Origin of the sequence: Burkholderia singularis, from assembly GCF_001718875.1 — a bacterium.
Classification (GTDB): Bacteria; Pseudomonadota; Gammaproteobacteria; order Burkholderiales; family Burkholderiaceae; genus Burkholderia; species Burkholderia singularis.
Genome location: NZ_CP013449.1, coordinates 1,548,138 through 1,566,207 on the forward strand (window position 1 = coordinate 1,548,138; position 18,070 = coordinate 1,566,207).

General features: G+C 59.4%; 18 protein-coding genes and 1 tRNA gene. 2 read left to right on the top strand and 17 right to left on the bottom strand.

Annotation, left to right across the window (positions count from 1 at the left end):
* Window positions 1-37: 37 nt before the first annotated feature.
* From AQ611_RS22260 to AQ611_RS22320, 13 genes are all read right to left on the bottom strand, one after another.
* Window positions 38-703: a DUF2612 domain-containing protein gene (locus AQ611_RS22260; protein ID WP_069236084.1), complete on the bottom strand. Its 666-nt coding sequence runs from the start codon at window positions 701-703 to the stop codon at window positions 38-40.
* The gene (locus AQ611_RS22265) at window positions 703-1,884 is read right to left on the bottom strand and encodes a baseplate J/gp47 family protein (RefSeq protein WP_069236085.1); all 1,182 of its coding nucleotides are present in this window, start codon (window positions 1,882-1,884) and stop codon (window positions 703-705) included. Before AQ611_RS22265 ends, AQ611_RS22260 begins: the two co-directional genes overlap by 1 nt.
* On the bottom strand, window positions 1,881-2,234 hold the full coding sequence (locus AQ611_RS22270; protein ID WP_069236086.1) for a contractile injection system sheath initiator: 354 nt from the start codon (window positions 2,232-2,234) through the stop codon (window positions 1,881-1,883). Before AQ611_RS22270 ends, AQ611_RS22265 begins: the two co-directional genes overlap by 4 nt.
* Window positions 2,235-2,242: 8 nt before the next feature.
* Entirely contained in the window at window positions 2,243-2,950 is a 708-nt protein-coding gene (locus AQ611_RS22275) for a Gp138 family membrane-puncturing spike protein (protein ID WP_059520154.1), read from the bottom strand.
* A gap of 234 nt (window positions 2,951-3,184) precedes the next feature.
* Window positions 3,185-4,147 carry a phage protein gene (locus AQ611_RS22280; RefSeq protein ID WP_059520153.1) on the bottom strand — a complete coding sequence of 321 codons (963 nt, stop codon included), beginning with the start codon at window positions 4,145-4,147 and terminating at the stop codon, window positions 3,185-3,187.
* 51 nt (window positions 4,148-4,198) lie between these two features.
* Window positions 4,199-5,074 carry a phage baseplate plug family protein gene (locus AQ611_RS26810; protein WP_374755074.1) on the bottom strand — a complete coding sequence of 292 codons (876 nt, stop codon included), beginning with the start codon at window positions 5,072-5,074 and terminating at the stop codon, window positions 4,199-4,201.
* Entirely contained in the window at window positions 5,071-6,792 is a 1,722-nt protein-coding gene (locus AQ611_RS22295; RefSeq protein WP_069236087.1) for a lysozyme family protein, read from the bottom strand. The genes AQ611_RS26810 and AQ611_RS22295 overlap by 4 nt, the downstream gene beginning before the upstream one ends.
* A complete protein-coding gene (locus AQ611_RS25905) occupies window positions 6,785-6,961 on the bottom strand; it encodes a DUF6889 family protein (RefSeq protein ID WP_156789238.1) in 177 nt (58 codons plus the stop codon). The genes AQ611_RS22295 and AQ611_RS25905 overlap by 8 nt, the downstream gene beginning before the upstream one ends.
* 14 nt (window positions 6,962-6,975) lie before the next feature.
* Window positions 6,976-7,449: a phage tail assembly chaperone gene (locus AQ611_RS22300; RefSeq protein WP_069236088.1), complete on the bottom strand. Its 474-nt coding sequence runs from the start codon at window positions 7,447-7,449 to the stop codon at window positions 6,976-6,978.
* Window positions 7,450-7,451: 2 nt separating this feature from the next.
* Window positions 7,452-7,895 (bottom strand): phage structural protein, encoded by a 444-nt coding sequence (locus AQ611_RS22305; protein WP_069236089.1) that lies wholly within the window; start codon window positions 7,893-7,895, stop codon window positions 7,452-7,454.
* Between the two features lie 11 nt (window positions 7,896-7,906).
* Window positions 7,907-9,382 carry a DUF3383 domain-containing protein gene (locus AQ611_RS22310; RefSeq protein WP_069236090.1) on the bottom strand — a complete coding sequence of 492 codons (1,476 nt, stop codon included), beginning with the start codon at window positions 9,380-9,382 and terminating at the stop codon, window positions 7,907-7,909.
* A 9-nt stretch (window positions 9,383-9,391) separates the two neighbouring features.
* On the bottom strand, window positions 9,392-9,982 hold the full coding sequence (locus AQ611_RS22315) for a phage neck terminator protein (RefSeq protein WP_069236469.1): 591 nt from the start codon (window positions 9,980-9,982) through the stop codon (window positions 9,392-9,394).
* Between the two features lie 1,332 nt (window positions 9,983-11,314).
* Window positions 11,315-11,722: a hypothetical protein gene (locus AQ611_RS22320; protein WP_059520148.1), complete on the bottom strand. Its 408-nt coding sequence runs from the start codon at window positions 11,720-11,722 to the stop codon at window positions 11,315-11,317.
* Between the two features lie 290 nt (window positions 11,723-12,012).
* On the opposite strand from AQ611_RS22320, the gene AQ611_RS25910 reads away from it, so the two are divergent.
* Together AQ611_RS25910 and AQ611_RS22325 are read left to right on the top strand one after the other, a co-directional pair.
* On the top strand, window positions 12,013-12,369 hold the full coding sequence (locus AQ611_RS25910) for a hypothetical protein (protein WP_146011780.1): 357 nt from the start codon (window positions 12,013-12,015) through the stop codon (window positions 12,367-12,369).
* Complete coding sequence (locus AQ611_RS22325) at window positions 12,366-13,106, top strand: S24 family peptidase (RefSeq protein WP_059520147.1); 741 nt, start codon at window positions 12,366-12,368, stop codon at window positions 13,104-13,106. Before AQ611_RS25910 ends, AQ611_RS22325 begins: the two co-directional genes overlap by 4 nt.
* Window positions 13,107-13,616: 510 nt before the next feature.
* Here the strand turns inward: AQ611_RS22325 and AQ611_RS25915 are convergent.
* From AQ611_RS25915 to fdhE, 4 genes are all read right to left on the bottom strand, one after another.
* A tRNA-Sec gene (locus tag AQ611_RS25915) sits at window positions 13,617-13,712 on the bottom strand.
* Window positions 13,713-13,743: 31 nt separating this feature from the next.
* On the bottom strand, window positions 13,744-15,663 hold the full coding sequence (gene selB / locus AQ611_RS22330) for a selenocysteine-specific translation elongation factor (protein ID WP_069236091.1): 1,920 nt from the start codon (window positions 15,661-15,663) through the stop codon (window positions 13,744-13,746).
* Entirely contained in the window at window positions 15,660-17,033 is a 1,374-nt protein-coding gene (gene selA / locus AQ611_RS22335) for an L-seryl-tRNA(Sec) selenium transferase (RefSeq protein WP_374755076.1), read from the bottom strand. Before selA ends, selB begins: the two co-directional genes overlap by 4 nt.
* A gap of 62 nt (window positions 17,034-17,095) precedes the next feature.
* Window positions 17,096-18,067 (bottom strand): formate dehydrogenase accessory protein FdhE, encoded by a 972-nt coding sequence (fdhE, locus tag AQ611_RS22340; protein WP_069236093.1) that lies wholly within the window; start codon window positions 18,065-18,067, stop codon window positions 17,096-17,098.
* Between the last annotated feature and the right edge of the window lie 3 nt (window positions 18,068-18,070).

The following is an 18,070-nucleotide window of genomic DNA, read 5'->3' on the forward strand; positions in this document are numbered from 1 at the left end:
CGGCTCGGGAAAGGGAATATCGAATGCGCGTCGGGAATCAGACCGGCCTTCCCCACGCGCCGGCATCAAATCCGGTGACGAATTGATTGTTCATGTCGAACCCAAACAGCGGCGAGCTATCCACGGTTGTCACGATCGTGTAGTTCACCCGCACACCCTCGGGCTTGAGCGGGATATATCCACCCGCCAGCAGCGCTAAAAACACCGCTGACGACACTTTTCCGGCAATCCCGATCGTCATCGACATGTCTTGGTGGTCTTCGATGAATACGTGCGTGTCCGAGCCGAAGATGTGGTTCAGGATCGCCGCGCTGGAGGCGAGCGTTCCGTCCCAGTGGTTCGCGCCGATCTTCGCGCGGATAACCAGCCGGTAGGTGTCGTCGTCGAGGACGGTCAGGCCCGTGTCGGGATCGAACGGTCCTTTCCAAGCTCCCTGATCAAAGCCGAGTCCATCCATGTCGAACGAGAAATAGATTCCGCTGAGCGGCGTGCGAATCTTTCGCGACACGCCGACCCACCGCCCGACGTCATCCAGCTGCACGCCGACCGCATGGTCGAGATCGAACTTGTCCGGCATGCGCTGCAGCAGGTTGATTTGGTCGACGAGCGGCTGCACGAGCACGCCGACGGTCGCCATGAACCGCGGCTTGTCGCGATGCTCGGACGTGATCAGCACGGTGTAATTGGAAAGAGAAGCGGCCATCAGGTCACCACCAGCGTCACGTTCGCGGGCGTGCACGACGCCGCTTCGTTGAACAGCAGCGCGACGTCCGGCGCGCCGGCACCGCGCGGGCCGCTCAGCGTCAGCCCGGACAGCTTGAAAGTAGTGCCACCGCCGACGCCGTTCGCCGCCGTCAGCGCATCGCCCCATTCGACGCTGCCGGACAAGCCGCCGCCGATCTGCACGCCGTTGATATAGTCCGACACCGCTTGCTGGATCTGCTGCCCTGTCTGGCTCGTATAGCCGGTGAGCGCCTTCAATGCGACCGTCGCCGTGATCGGCGCGGCCACCGGCCGGAAGAATTTGATCGTGATCGGCCGGCCGTAGATGTCAATGACGACGACCGCGGTCGTGCCATATGTCCCCGCGCCCGGCGTCTTCTTCGCGGCGATAGCATTCGCGATCGCCGTCGCGTCTCCTCCCTCGACGACGAGCGAGATCGAATGCGACGGGATGCCGTTCGCGTCGGTTGCGCTGGTGTCGTTTTCGTAGGCGACGTACCGCGTGACGCCGGGAACGTTCGCCACGGCGCCGATAATGCCGTCGAGCACCGTGAGCGAAGGCAGCGCGGTCGACACGGTCTGCCGTTGCCGCAAGGCAGCGTCTTTCTCGACCGGCGCGCCCGCGGCCGCGTCCGCCGGGTTCATCACCGATTGCCAGCCGAGCGCGGGCGTCGCGATCTGGTTGATCGTGCCGGCGCGCGCCGACACGTCGCCGATCGTCGCGCACGTCGCCGTGACCGTGATCGTGCCGCTAGGCGGAATCGTCACCGTCGCGGGCAGCATCCATTGCACGCCGTTGGCGTCCTTCGCCGCGCCGTTCGTGATAGTCGCGCCAGCTTGCCCGACGAGAACCAGATCCGCGCTCGAGTATGACGCCACCTTGCGCGCAATCCCATTGATCTTGACGTTGCTCGACAGCGCGTCGCCCTGCGCGGTCGCCGGGCTGAACGATCGATAGATCGCGATCGCGACCGAGTTCACGTCGCTGATTACCTTCGCGAATACTGCGAGCAGTTGGCCATCTTGGCTATCGGGCTCCAGGTACGTGTCGGCACCGTAGATTGATCGGTACTGATCCTGCAAAGACGCAAACACGTCTGCGTATGTCGGCGCGGTGATGCCGTTCGCGTCGATGGTGGGTGCAAGGGTAGTAAGAATCACAATGTCACCTGTACCGTGGTGGTGCCGTAGAAGGTGTTGATCGTCGCGGTAACCTTCAGCGCGCGCGTCTGCGGATCGATCGAGCTCGAATAGTTCGTCAGTTCGGTCACGCCCTGCGTGCCGAGGATGCATTGCCGAATAGCGGTATCCGCCGTGCCGTCCGTGTACTTACCGAGAACGTCCGTCGCCCACGGCATACCGGCCATCACGTCAAGAAACCATTCACCCTGTATCAAGCGCAAGCGCGTCAAGACGGCCTGCGCAACCGTTTCCGGCGTATTCACGAGAAAGTCGGCGACGCCTGCGCCAAAAGCATAGTCGTTATCGACGTCCAATCGTCTATATCGCATGAGAATCCTTAGTTAACCGAACCACTCTTTCCGATGCCCGGCTGCACACCGCTATGCGTATGCATGTCATCCATGCGTTTGCCGTTCATTGTCGCGACGCCGTTGCCGACGAGGCCGGCCAGATATGAAAGCAACCCCTTGATCGCCACTGCCGCACTGAACGTGACCTGCGGCGCCATCACATTGAACCCGCCCGGTGCGACAATATTCACTACCCCCGATGCCGGCACGAGTTCGATGTACGTGGCCCCATCGTCGCTGCGCAGTTGAGTCGAGTTGCCACTCACGCCGGCCAGCGCACGCGGCCTCGATCGAAAGCCGAGCAGCACGAATCCGTCCGACAGGTCGTGCATGCGTAGTTCAGCCTGCTCCTGAACACCGCCCGATTGCCACCACGCATCGATACATCGTGAGGCGAACACGATGAGACATTCGTCGCCAGGCGCCACCGGAAAGGTCAGTGTGCAGTTTCCGCCGGCCGGAAACTGCACGGGGCAGTCGACCAGTAACGGCAACGCAACGCTCGTGACCGAACCATCTATACCGCGCACCTGGGCCTTGATCGCAGGCTGCACGCTGCATGTCGGCGGCCTGTCGGCGGCGCTTTCGAATGACTGGATGATGCCAGGCATAGCCGTCCAAAAATCGGCGCGAGTTGCACGCATGGCAATGCTCAGCGCCGCTATCGGATCGCCGTACTTTTGCAGTTTGTTCATCGGGGGAAGAATAAGAAAACCAGTCGCAATAGCAGCGGCATGCACGGCATATGCGAAACTGGTCCAGACATCGGTATCAAAGATGCCCTGAAAAAACAGATGTGATCTCTATCGAATCTGGCCTAAACCAAAAGCTGAACGTGCAGCCAACTTCACCATGATAAATGCGTCACGCCAATGGCATAGCGCTCCATCACGCAGACTCGGCACAAAAAATCGGTCTGTCCTTGGACATCAACCATAAGGTTTGACAGGACCAGCAGCGTCAGCCTCCACGGGCTGAGCCGAATTCATCGAAAGGTCCACGTCGATGCAAGTCAATGTCGTGTACCACGGTGCGTCGCGTGTATCGCCCTCGTGCTCGGCCAACAGGATTTTGTATGTTCCATCGCGCTTCATAACATCGGACTGTGCATCATCCGCATTCGAATTTGCATCGCTATCACGCCTTGTCCTCGATTCCTCATTCTGCTGGATACTTTTGTTATCTATCGTGACCAATCCGGAGATTCGCGCATTCGGATTTAACAAGCACTTGATCGTGATGCCGTTCTGGTCTCGAGTCGGCAAGCCAATTAATCCGGTTTCCGCTGTCAGAACCATGGCCTCGCCCGGAATATAGCTGTTCTGCGGAACCATCTGGAATTGCGTGTCCTGAATCGACCAGTCCGCATCGAGATTCTGAGCTGCGTTTCGAAATACGTCGCGCGCCATCCGGAAAATGACTTTTCCTCGGGGCAATGGCTTAGCATCGAATTCCGGCAGATAACCTACTGTAAGCCCGTATGGCTTCATCGTCGCGATTGCCGTACGAATATGATCGACGGACGTAGAGCCAGCCGCCAATGTAGTACCCACGACTGCGTGGTTGTACCATGCATCCGCACTCGCCGCCGTGATATCGACGATGGTTTCCGTCGGGCCATACCGCCCACGCTGGACTTGTTTTACCGTTCCGTCGAACAACAAGCCATATGGACCATCTTCGTAACCGGCTTGAAGTACGATCCGCGTGAATTCGTCTTGAATTCGATGAGCAGTATCGTCGGAAACATTGAAAATCCGGATACGCGCATTGTTTGGTGTCTGGATGTCACCACGCCGAACCTCGAAGCTGAACCGAAGGTTGGAGAAATCGAGAGCATCGCTGTCGTTTCCGACAACCAGCGAGGCCTTACGCAGATATTGCTTTGTCATTCTTGTCTCACGATAAAGAACCGTCGAAGCTGGGCCTCTCGAGAATTTTGCTTAGTGGGCGATCCAATACACCTTACTTCCGATACCGAGATCACCGAACGTCGGAATGTCGTCGGGATGTGCGTCACCTTGCACCCACAGGCGCCCGTCGATCCCCAAATGCCGATACTGCGCCAGCAGATCGGCGCCTGTCACGAGCGGAATGCCAGATACGATCGGCGTGCCACTATCATTGCCGATATCCACTACCCAGCCAGCCGGTCCTCGATAAACCAGCGTGAGTTGACAAACCGCTCCGCTCAATGAGATTTTTAATTTCTGCGCCTCGGCCACAAGCGGAATTTCGTAGCTCTGCATTCCAGTTATCCCGCGTACAGTGCCGCCGGGCGACGGCGCTCCTGCCGCCAATCGCTTCGTGCCCATGTTCTGCACTTCAGCCGTCGACGAAGGGTCTGCTTGATTCAACGTGGGCGGCAGCTTCGCCACGCTGTTCTCGACCAAGCGCAGCTCGCGCAATGTCGCCGTCACGATGAGCGCGGCGCTTGTCTTCGCATCCGTCGTAACAGCAAGACCGACAATCAACATGTTCTTGTACAGGCGCCGGCTCGTCGTGACGTTAAAAGGCTTGCATGATTGCTGAAGAGCAAGTAATTGCGAGTACACATTGCCGACGTAATCGGTGGTAGGCAATCCGCCATCGAAAAAAGCCTGAAATGTTCCGCGAAGCGCCGCATAGTCCGAGTTCGACCAGCCGCACTGAATAGTCACTTCGGATGGCTTACGAAATGCGTGATCGACTATCTGAGCCCCACGCTCGACGGGATGCTCGGTGATCGTCAACTCGTCGTTGTGCCGCTCTTCGATTGACACGGCTATCTTGATGTCTCCGATCGCCTTTTCCGAAACAAGGATCTTGTCCAGGATCACGTCATCACCCCATCCATTTCACGGACCATGTCGTTCGCAACTCGCGACTGCTGCCGAGCCACTTCACGACCTGCCTCTTTAGGATCGCTCACGCCATTTATCTCGATCCGAATGTTCTGCATGATTTCGACTGAACGAGGAGCGCTCTCCCCATCGGTCGACGGCACCGGGAGAGCAGGCGTCTGCTGATACATTGCTCTCGTGTTCTGCAGCGCCTGCAGCATTTCGGCTGCCGGGATCGATGCGCGATTTTGTCCTGATCGATCGTAGTACGTGATCGTGCCATCGGAAATTCTCCCAGACTCGGTCTTCATCCCCTTCGGCACGGCAACGCTAGCCCACTCCTTTGCGATTGCATAAAGCGCGGCACCGCTTTGATTGCTTCGACCGGTCAGATAATCGGCAATGGCCCGGCGCTTATTGTCTGCGAGGAATTCTTCGAAGATCCGATCCTGCATGTTCCGATCGAACTTTTCATCGCCTTTCAGGCGCATGGAACGAATCGCCTCGATAAGCGTGTGCTTAGTGATCTGGTATCGGCCTGCAGCGTTGAAACGCTGAGCCTGCTGTGCCGCGAGAACTTCCGATACGGTCATCCCCTCCAGATCTTCCTTGCCTGACTTGTAGTTACCTGCCTTTCCGCGATTAACCGAGTTGTAGTCTCCTTCACCCCGCGCAATCAGCTTGCCGAAAGCGGTGTCGGCCAAATTCCTCAAACGATGAACCTCAAGCGTCGTCAAACGCTCTTTCGGTTCGGCTGCCGGATTGAACTCGCCCGGAACATATTGCCGCTGTTTGGGCCAATAGCGCACCAGCATGTTGCGCGTCCCCTTGTCGAGAACCTTGCTATCGGGCAGTTGCCCCCCCCCCGCACTCAGGCCGGTAGTGAACGGCAAGAGCCGACCCAGCAACGTCGCGTCGCCAACCGTCTTACCGGCGGCCGACGCCCAAAAAGCATTCGCACTGCCGGCGACGCGATTGGCGATCTTTTCGCCGCGCTCGTTCATCCAATTTCGCATATGAGTGAGTGGGAGGCCGATTTTGTCGAGCATCGCGTTCTCGGCACGAATGCCGAGCTTCTTGGATGCCGTTCCGAGTTCACGAAACGGCATCGTGAACGCGCGAGTGCTATCGGAAGCACGGTCCATCCCCATCGATCTCGGTATGTCACGGTGTTGCTTAACGTTAGCCCGGAAGACCCTATTGAGCATAGGAAAAAGCAAGTCTTCGCCGATCCCGAAAACTGCGGCTTGCTTGATCGCTTCCGGCTGCGCCAGCTTGGCAAGCCAAGCGCCGAAATCCATCAGCATATCGAACGAACCATGCAGGTTACCGCTGGCATTCCGCGTCTGAACGCCCGACCTCCGAAGGAGGCCATCGCTTGCGGGGTTGTTCCGAAGCCTACGTATCAGGCTCTCGACCACGCCGCTCACATGCTCGGACGGTACGCCCAAGCTAAGAGCGGCCAATCCGGGCGATCCGAGCCCCGTTTCGACTGGGCTTGTACGCCGAGCCTCGAGATAAAGTTGCTCGAACTTGGACGCGATGGCCAAGATGCCCGCAGCGGCTTTCTGCATCGCACCGTGAACCGTATCGATCAAGTCGGCGACGCTCTTGGCCACACTCTCGATACTGTCCCTGAAACTCTTCGCGTTTTTTTCGTCGATATGAAAACCGAATGCTGTCAACATTTGGCGAGTGACGGCGGATTCAACCATTTTCTTTTCTCAGCTTGCGGCGCATGGCCGCTTCGTTATCCGCCCGAACGGCGAGGAAATCGTTCATGAGCGCAATGTCGGCCAAGCCGAGCGTCCCGTCGATCAGGGATTCATAGCGGCACATTTGTGCATGGACTGGCGCGAGCAGCCAGTCCTCACCGTCAGGCAAAGTACGAGCCCAACTTAGGTCTCCGCCGTGCTGCTCGCTTGGCTGGTAAGGAGACCGCCGATAAAAGGCCCCAGGTTCGCCACTACGACGCGCACCACGAGCGGCAGCATGACGTCGATACCGATGTCGTCGAACATCGCCGCCTTCTGCCCCAACGACCAAATGCGCGCCCAACCGTAGTCCTGCCGCCGCTCGACGGAAGACAGGCAAGTGCCGAATACATATTCCGCATCGTCGTCCTTCAGGCCGGCAAGTGCATCAGCAAACGGCTGAAGCGCCGGGGCGATCGACTCCACGAACGCAAACACGTCCTGCCTTTCTCCGGCCGACGACGACTCTGTGCCGTCCAGGTCCGCACAGAGCTTCAGCAGCACCGGGATCATCGGCGGGATGATCGGCGCGATGCGCCTCGACACGTGGAACTGCTGCATCGCGCTCAGCTTGCCGATCGCGTATCGCGCCCCGTTCAGTTCAATTTCGGTTGTCATCTTCAATAGCTCCCGAGAACCGAATCGATTTTCGCGACATCGAACACCCACTCCACCACGTCGCCATCTTTCTTGTAGCCGATCTCCGGCTTTTTCTTGAACGCACAGCTCCGGCACGCCGTGACATCACCGCTCACCGATTGTGTAACAGTGATCAGATTCTTCCCCCAAAGCCGACTATCGAGCGACTGCGCGTCGTAGAGCGCCATCAGCTTCTGGTTGACCGGCGACGTCTTGAGCAGGCGGATCGTGACCTGACCGGACTTGTCAGCATGCAGGCTATGCATCACCTCACCGTCCGCACCAACGGTCATCGTATTCTTGTCACCGGCCTGCGCGATCGTGATGCCTTCTTCCGCGTTCGCGGAACCGTAGCCGAGCGAGAATGCGCCACCGGGGCCGACGATCGACGCGGCGACGTCTTGAAAACTATAAGTACCAGACATGAGATCTCCTTTCAGCGATTGACGTTGATCAAAATGTCGACGCTATGAATCGCGCCAGCTTCCTTCGCCGCAACCTGGAACGTCACGGACTTGCGCGCTTCGCGCTCAGCCTGCGATTGCGTCGCGATCGGCGGGGTATAGACGTAATAGCCCTTCGCCAGCGTGCCGCCTTGCTTCAGCGCGCCAAAACCGCCCGAATTCCAAACGCCCGGAGCAAGGTAGCCGTTGTTGACTGCCGCTTCGCACACCGACTCGATCGTCGCTGCGATCAGCGCATTGCCGCCGTCGGTCTGCGGGATCTTCGTCGGGCTCTGGTACAGCAGGTTGTAGACGCCCGTCTGGACGCGGTTGCGCAACCAGATCGCGTTGTAGACGGAATCGACATAGATGCCGCTTGGCGTCACGCCGTACTGAATGATCGACGTGTCGTTGCTGTAGTTGACGAACGCGTTGCAGTTCTTCGCTTGTAGTGCATTGGCTTGCGCGCTCGTGAGCGATTCGGCAGCCACGCTCGGCTGTTGCTTGAACATGAGCGTGATCGTCGTGTTGTTGCCGTTGAAGTTGACCGTCAATAAACGGCCGAGTAGCGACGAAACCGCGTATGGCGTCGAACTCGAGTACTGTGCGATCGTGTACTTCAGCTTCAGCGTCTTCAAGCGGCTCGCGAGATCGGTCGAAGCCGTCGAATCGAGCGCTTGCGGATTTTGAATCGTGACGCCATAAAGGTGCCGCTGATCCGCTTCGATCAGCTTCGCGACTGCCACGTGCTGATCGTCCGCGATCGAAGCATCGGCGAACGCAAGGCCGAGGAACTGATTGGCGAAGCGATCGACGAATACCGCCGCCGCATCAACGGGTTGCTCAGATGCCATGCCGCCGGCTGGAATGCCCGCAACGCCGCTCGTCAAGCCGAGCATCGCGGAAATATCCGTACCGCTCGAAGGCGCCGCCGCGTAGCCGACCGTCGATGCGGTCCCTGTCGAATTCGACGTAACAACAAATTGAGCGCCGTTCCAGACGATCGCCGCACCGGTCAACTTTGCATTGATCACCGTCGCGACACCATTCAGGTTCGTCTGCACCGAGAAATCGAGACCCGTGACGGACTTCGCCGCTCCGTCAATCGTGATGACGAACGCACCGGCAGTGATCGTTTCCCAGGCCGTCATCGCCTGCTGAGCCGCAGACAGCACACCGCCGCGCAGTGAGCCGGACGTGGCGGCTTTCGCCCAGCGGCCAACCATCAGCGATCGTGGCTGCGGGATTTGGTTGAAATACAGTGCCGCTGCATAGTATTCAGGCGTATTCGTCCCGAAGTCGGAGGTCACTTCATCGATACTGCCGTACATTCGTGCACGTTCGTTGGTATCGATCACAGCTGATGCGCCCAGAATGAGCGCCGTGTTTAAATCCGCGCCTTGTGCTGCGAGCGGCGACATATTGATCGTCACGTCGATCAAACGCGATACGGGCAATCCGTTGGACATGCTGGTCCCCTACGAGTGGATGTTCGAAATGTCGGCCACCGGCGTCGACGCATCTGTCGTCGTCGCCACGGTGGCCGATTTGAGGTTGAGGACCGCATAGGTCCGGGTGATCTTACGGCGCAGCGTTACGGTCATGTCATAGCGCTGCACCCATTGCTGGTTGACTAGACCCGACACCGCCCGAACCGCGCCGACGCCGACAAACGCCATGTCCTGCCGTTGGAGCGGCTCGCTGTTTTGCGGAATCGCGAGGCCGTCGGCGAACCGCTGCGCGTATCCCTTCGCGCGCGGCCCGTAAAACGTGCACATGACGTCGATCGTCTGATGCCGGATATAGATGTCGTAGCCATCTCCAATGCCGTCGTGCTGAATCGCCGGACTGGCATCCGACTGTTGCTCATACACGCCGAACGCACACCAATCGATGGACGGCTCAGGTTGCGACACAATCACCGACTGCCAGTGCGGCCGCACGAGGTCAGTAGGCAGCGCCGTTACTCCCGCGATCAGATCGCGTAGCAAATCGTCGAGCACGCCATCCTCGGCCGGCGGCGCATCGACTGCTAGCGCAAGATATCCGCCAGTCGAACTGTTGTTCATGATGTCATCCAAAGAGAAGTTTCAGATCGCATGTCATGCGAACGAAGCCACCGTCGACATGCGAGTAGTTGGCAAGACAATTGCGACACGACGTGAGTTGACCGTGCCGCAGCAACGTACCCGCCGATCCGGAGTGATGATCTGCACACTCGTCTCGACGATTACTCGATCAGAAATGGTGATCTCCGTAAAAACTTCGATGGAAACCTCACTCCTGGAAACCAGTACCTCAGCATTGGTTTAAGTGCACTTTTGCAGAAATCGAACGCTCGGCCTTTATTTGATGGTGGATCACGAGTCGCGAAATATTCCGAGCCACGGTGATTTTAGATACGGCAAGTCACCACCCCGATAATCGGCTTTGATGCATTCTCGGTTCGGGACAAACGTGTTCGTTCACACCGTATAAAGATGCCATCCGCTCTGCCCGCTGATTGACGGCAACCATTCGTATTTCAGATTTATTTAGCGCTATCTCTTACTGCGTCGTTCGTTCACTTTGCGTAGCAGTAGATAGCAACAGCATCAGATATCAATACACACAGGATTCGCGAAAGTGAAAACACATATCGGCAACTCAAAGCAAAAAAGCCCGCTGGCTTTCGCTCAGCGGGCTTCATTTATCTCATGCACACAAGATGTGTGACAACCCGTCAATCCGTTTCTGCACGCTGGCTCATTCATCGGTGCATCATACCCATCGACATGATTCAGAACGCACCCGTATAGCTAGACATGTTCTGACATAGAAAAACAAAAGCCCGCTCAGGGCGGGCTTCTTTTTTACTGACGCATTTCTCCCCCACCGGGGAGAGTCGCGCATGTAAGCGGTGTCGGTCATCTGGGAATCACTGTACAGCACCTTTCCTCGGTTCGCAAGCATTCGATCGACAAAAATTTTTGTTGCTTTCACGACGTTTGAATTATCTTCGCGACTGAATTTATTTTCATCCGGAGTTCTAATAATGACTAAATCGATGACCCGTAAATACACAATCCACGCCGTTGATGCACATCGCCTATAGAGTGAATTTCTCCGACGGTACCACACCTAAACGACCGAGCCAGAAATGTTCCAGATCGCGGCAACAATCCCGCCATTTTTTCGCTAGACTCACATCACGTTGGATAGCGAAACTGGTCGATTTCCAACCGGACCGGAAAATCGTCAGGAAAAGTTTTCTTTCGAACTCCTCCTTTCCTTCGAACTGGAACCGCGTCAAGAATGCCCACCAAACATCCGCTTTCGGCTCCTTGGCGGAATTCATCGATCATACCGATGATATTTTCTCGGCGGGCTCATTCACTCTTTCGCCTATCCGATTCCTCGCGCTATGCGCGCATAGCTGCCTCATAAGACTTCACCCGGTCGGCGCAGGCCCTTCGCGCCTCCGACATCTTCTGCAATGCTTTTCCAATCTCCGTCTTCCCATGCGCGAGCGCCATGTCGAATGTACTCGCCGGACGGTGTGGAATGCGCAACTTCCGGCAAATGACGCGCGGGTCCATGCGTAAGATGTAGTGCATCCGCAGTACCTCGCGATCGAACGGCAACAGTTTCCGCCATGCACGCTCGACCTCGTCCGCGTCCTTTTCGTCGATCACCACTGAGTCGGCCGAACGCGATCGCATACCTTCGGGGCGATACCGCCCTTCGGCCGATCCCACACGCGAGCCACCGCTCGCCCCGAAGCGCTGCGCCTTCGCCCAGTTTTCAAGACGATCATCAAGGTTGGTCATTCGTTCAGCTCCCCGATTGTTAGTGTCAACCAGTCCACCTCATCTACCCAACTAACCGTGCTACGCATACATGCCTCGTTCATGTCTTCAAGCTGATTCACGCGTCGCCCCCGTCAACGGATACTCACGTAGACGCTGCACGGCTTGCGCCTTCAACTCATCGATACGAGCGCGAGCGTCCTGCAACGGCTGATTCGCTGCGCGGCGAGTCTGCTCCTGCCGCCGCACGGCTTCGGCAACCAGCGTTTTACGCCGTTCAAACACGCCTGGATGCCGACGCAAAGCAAAGCATGGCCGGGTCAACCACTGCCACCGATAAAATTTATCTGGAATACGGAATCAAAGGTGAAGCACTGTGTCGCGAGAACACCGGCGGCGGAATTCAATGCGCTGGTATCGTCAACATGTCCGCACGGTCCGCCTTCTTCGTGCACAACGGCGTTTCACACCGGCCTGCCCATCGCCGGCAAACCATCGGAGTGGCCGAGCGGCTCCATTGGCATGAATGTCAGATACCGGCATCGCAGCCGGATGAGAGAGGCATTGATCAACATTCACGCGTCAATATTAGTAGCATTAGCTACCACAATCAAGGAGCATTTGCTTTGCTCGGCGTGTGCTACGCTTCTGATATGCTTCTAGCATGAATGAAATTGAACTCAGCCAGCGTCGCGTCGAACTTCTTCGTGCCGCGATCGACAAGCTCGAGAGCGGTAATGTGACCGCTTTCGGGCGTCGTCTCGGTTACAAGGACGGCGCGTTTGTCCGCCAGATGCTCAGCGAAAAGCGCGCGGTCTCGGAGAAGACCATCCGAGCAATCGAGAGCCTTCCAGAGATGGCTGGCTGGTTTAGCAATCGGATTGCCGCCGCGCCGCAGCCCGGTGTACACAAACTTCCCGAAGACAAAGGGAACGTCTTGGTGTGGGAGCATCCGGACGACCTGCCGCCGGACGACAATCGTGTCTGGCTGAACAGATACGACTACAGATTCAGCGCGGGGACCGGTTTGATTCAATGGGAAATAAGGCAGAAGAAGGAGTTGCCGTTCGATAGAGGGTTCTTTCGGGCCTTGGGCGTTAAACCGCACGACTGCAAACTCGTTCAGGTCCATGGCAGAAGCATGGAACCCTTTCTCTTTCATCGCGACCTGATGATGATCTGCACGACTCGCACACACTTGCGGGACGGGCACATCTATGCGGTGTATTTTGAGGACGAGCCGCTCGTCAAGCAGATATTCAAGGAACCGGAGGGCGCCTTGAGGTTGCACTCCTATAACCCGGAATTTCCTGACCGCTTCGTGACCGGCGAACAGTTGACTCGCCTGCAAATTGCTGGCGAAGTCATGTACCGCTCCGGGTCAGGGCCTGCTGGCGGCAATTAATAAACAATTCATCAAAATCAAATGGCGGAAAAAAATGAAAAGAATAGCGCCACTGCTATAGGCCGTAGTAATACCCGAGCCTGCGGCAATTCGAAACAATCGGACCGCGAAGCTTCAGCCGCATCCAAAGGAATCGACATTTGAATCGCCAAGCGCGTGGAGAGACATTCCCGCGTGGCACGCGCCATGGACGCTCGACAGTAGACGCCGGCTGGGAAAGGCGAGCGGCCGACATCTCTGCCTCCAATGGAGAGCGAACCGGACGAAAGGGGCAATAGACCTGCTGCGTTGGTGCAAAACTCTAGAGCGACGGGCTTTCCGTGCCGAGTGCGGTCAACCGATTCACCTGGCGCGATGCCATCTCTACCCCCAATCCTACCCACAAATGATGGTTAGATTGTGGAATAGTGTCTGAGATGGAGCAAGACCAACGACACCCCCAAAACGCATACCAGATAAGGCGAACATGGAGGTTAGCGAGAGCAAATGGGAACCGCCGAGAGCCTTGAGTGGCGGAAGGCAGCAGGAGTCGAACCTACCTGGCGCGGGCTGACCGCACCAACTGAGTTTGAAGCTCAGCCGCACCACCGGATACGAATGCCTTCCTGAGAAACGGGAAACAGCAAATACCGTCCTATTACGAGCCGAGCAAGCGACTGTCGCCGCGAAGCCAGTGACGATCGCGGTGAAAGCGAGTATACCCAACGCGGTCGAAGAATTCGAGAATTTGAATCGCGCGCTTGCGGCCGAGCCCCGTCGCGTCCCGGAACGTCGCCGCATCGAGTGCGCCGCGCTGCTTGTGTGACAGTTGCTCGATCAGTCGCGCGAGCATGACGATCACGTCGCGATGGTAGAACAGATCGCGTACCACCTGATGCACATCGCCACGGCGTGCAAGCTTGCGCATCAACATACGCACCGTATCCTCGGCAACGCCCGTCGCCGACGCGAGATCGCGAACCCACGGCGGATCATAGCGTCCGTCGGCAACCAGCGGCAGCAGACGCGCCGCCAGCGCGTGCTCGCCCGCATCGAAGCTCACCGCATGCGACGGTAGATGCAGCCACGGCCCGCTGCGGACAATCATGCCGTCGTCGATCAACGCATCGGTCAATGCGCGCCAGAGCGCGTCGTCCGTCAACGGCGCAGCAATCCGGCGCAGCCGCGCCACATCCGGCCCCTGCTCGTCGGGCGAGTGTCGATGAAATGCATCGAGCGCGTCGAGCACGCGCGCGCGCAGCCCGTCCCAGTGGCGACGCGCAATGACGCGCGCGTCATCCGCCTGTCTGCCCGTTGCAGCAATATGCACGGCGTCGGCCGGCAGCGTCAGCGCATGCGCCGGCAGGCCGGTCAGATGAGTGAGCGTCCCGCACATGATGCCAAGCTTCGCTTCGTCGAGCAGCGCATCGAGTCGGCCTTCGTCGAGCCATGCAACGAGCGCATCGAGCCACGCCCGCCGCGCGTTTGTGCGCCGCTTGCGCGCGGGCCCGAACGGATCGAGCACGCGGCCGCCGCCGACGGTCTGCGTCGCTTGCGCGTTGCGCACGATGAAGCGATCGCCCGGCATCGCGAATATCGGCTCTGCAAAATTCAATTGCGCACGCGCACATTGACCGGGCCCAAGCGTCTCGCCTTCGAGCAGCGCGACGTGCGCAACCCGATGCAATGTGCCGAGGTGCACGTGCAGCGGTGTCCAGTGTGCGACCGATAAACCTGCGTCGGGTGTAAGCGTCAGCTCGACGTCGATACGCGGCGACAGTGTCGCGAGCCGCGCATCGACGATCATGTCGCCGCGCGCGAGCGCCGCCTTGTCGATGCCGGCAAGATTCAGCGCGCACCGCTCGCCTGCACGACCGACATCGGTCGCGCGATTCTGTGCATGGATGCTGCGCACGCGAGCGGATTCGCCGGTACGCGCAACAACCACCGTATCCCCGGTGCTCACGCGTCCGGCAAACGCGGTGCCCGCCACGACCGTGCCCTGACCCACCAGCGTAAACACGCGGTCGACCGCCAGACGGAACAGGCCGTCGTCACGCCGCGCGTGCCATCCAAGCGCGGTCGCGCGCAAATGCGCATTCAGCGCGGCAACACCGGCTGCGCCCGGATCAGTCGCGCGAGTCTCGAAGATCGGCGCGGCCGCGAATGGCGTGGGCGCAAGCCATGCACGAATCTCATCGCGTACTTGTGCAATGCGCGCCACATCGACGCGATCGCCTTTCGTCAACGCGATCGCGCCCTGCGTGACGCCGAGCAATTGCAGGATTGCCAGGTGCTCGCGCGTCTGCGGCATCACGCCGTCGTCAGCAGCGATCACGAGCAGCGCGAAATCGATTCCGCATGCCCCCGCCGCCATCGTATGCACAAGCTTCTCGTGGCCAGGCACATCGATAAAGCCGAGCACATCACCGTTCGCCAACGGCGTATACGCGTAGCCGAGTTCGATCGAAATGCCGCGCGCCTTTTCCTCCTTCAATCGATCGGTGTCGACGCCGGTCAGCGCGCGCACAAGCGTCGTTTTGCCGTGATCGATGTGTCCTGCGGTGCCGACAATCATCCGCGCGCACCTTGCGCCAGTTCGCACTGCGCGACGAAAGCGGCCTCGTCGCCCGTTTCGAGGCAACGCAAATCGAGCCGCAATGCGTTGTCGGCAATGCGGCCGAGCACGGGGCGCGGCCAGTCGCGCAACTGCCGCTCGAGCTGCATCAGAGCCCGGCCACCTCGCTTACCGCCGCTCACGCGAACCACCAGCCCGCAACTCGGCAATCGATCGACGGGCAGCGCTCCGCTGCCGATCTGGCTGAACATCGGCTCGACGCCGACATCGAACGCTTCACCCAGCGCGCGTTGCAACGCTGGACGCATACGCTCGGCAGCGGCCTCGATATCTGCTTGCGGACGCATCAAGAGACGCAGCGTGGTCAGCCGCTCGTGCAGGAATTCAGGTGTCCGATATAGATGCAATACGGGCTCGAGTGCGGCGAGCGTCAGCTTGCCGACGCGCAGCGCACGCTTCAACGGATGTTTTTTGATTTTCGCGATCAAGTCGCGCCGGCCGACGATCAACCCGGCTTGCGGGCCGCCCAGCAGCTTGTCGCCGCTGAACGTGACGAGATCGGCGCCTGCGTCGATGGTCTCGCGCACCGTCACCTCCTTCGGCAAGCCCCAACGCGACAAATCGACGAGCGTGCCGCTGCCCAGATCGACGACAACGGGCAACCCGTGCTCGCGTGCAAGCGGCACGAGTTCGGAAAGCGCCACTTCCTTCGTGAAGCCGCTGATCGCATAATTGCTGCATTGCACCTTCATCAGCAGCGCGGTGCGCGCGCCGATCGCCGCTTCGTAATCCTGCAGATGCGTGCGGTTCGTCGTGCCGACTTCACGCAACTTGGCCCCGGCGCGGCTCATGATGTCGGGAATTCGGAACGAACCGCCGATCTCGACAAGCTCGCCGCGCGACACGATCACTTCCTTCGCCGGTGCAAGCGCGCACAGCGTCAACAACACCGCGGCCGCATTGTTGTTGACGACCGTGGCCGCTTGGGCGCCCGTCAGCTCGCAAACGAGATCGTCGATCAGATCGTCGCGATCGCCGCGGCGGCCTGTCGCCAGATCGAATTCGAGGTTCATCGGCTGCGTGAGCGCGCGTATGACGGCCTGCACCGCAGCGTCTGGCAACAGCGCGCGCCCCAGATTCGTATGCAGTACGGTGCCGGTCAGATTGAATACCGGGCGCAGCCTGCTTGCCGCATCCGCCTCAAGCCGCGCACGCACGTCGGCGGCGATACGCGTGCCGTCGAGCGGCATGGCGGCGGCCGGGTCGCGCCGCGCAGCGTCGCGCCACGCGTCGAGCGATGCGCGCACCGTCTCCAGCACGCGCGTGCGCCCATATTCGCCGACCAGCGCCTTGAGCGGCTCCGACGACATCACCCGCTCGACCGACGGCACCCGTGCGAACAACCCGCTCGTGTCGGTCACGCTCGACCCGCTCACGGCCGGCCATCTCCTCCCGCATCAGCGGACAACTCCGGCCATAACAACGGATTCGGCGATGCGCGGCGATAGCCCGCTTCGCCCATCAGCAAATCGAGCGCGAGGCTCGCGAGATCGTCTGCGAGCGGCTCGATATCATGATCCTTGTCTTGATAGCCGATTTTCCGATACGTGCGGCATTCGTCGCACGCTTCGGCTTTCAACTCGCCGCTGCTGCCTTCGATGCCGTAATACGCGATCCCCTTGGTCGACTCGCAATGCGAACATTTGGTGCGAACCATGTGCCATTCGGTCGCGCATAGGCTGCACTGAAGAAAACGATAGCCCTGATACTGGCCGCCGACGCGTACCAGACCCGCGACCGGCGGCATCCCGCAGACCGGGCACAGGCCGTGCTGCTCGACATATGGAACGTCGGCCGGCGACAGGCGGCTCGCGAGCGAAGTCCATACGACTTGCAGCGTGGCCATCAGAAACGGCGCCGATGCCGGTTCGATCTCGGCGAAGCGTTGCGCGAGCAGCGCGTCGGCCTGCTTGTCGAGTTCGGCGGCCGGGCGCAGCCGTAACTCGTCGATCAGCTTCGCGAGCGACGGATTCACGAGGCCCGCGCCTTCTACGCGATCGAGCAAGCGCTGCAGCATGTCGCGCCAGCCCGGATCGCGTCCGCCGGCCAATGCGCTGCCCGGCGCGGGCGCGAGTGGCATGGCATGATGCTGCGCCTGCTCGATTGCCGCCCGCTCGGGCGGGTTTGCTTCGAAACCTTGCAACAGATCATGCTGCGCATCGGCAACGGCCGCCATCAGCCGCAGATACCCGCCGATCGGACTCGGGCCGGCCAGCTTGCGCAAGCGTGCGGCGCGCGCGGCGAATACGGTTTCGCGCTCGGGAATTCGCACGCGCGGAATGGCCGAATGATCGAGCGCGGCAATTTCGTTCGGCTCGAGAATACGTTGAGTTGCGTCAGTCACAAC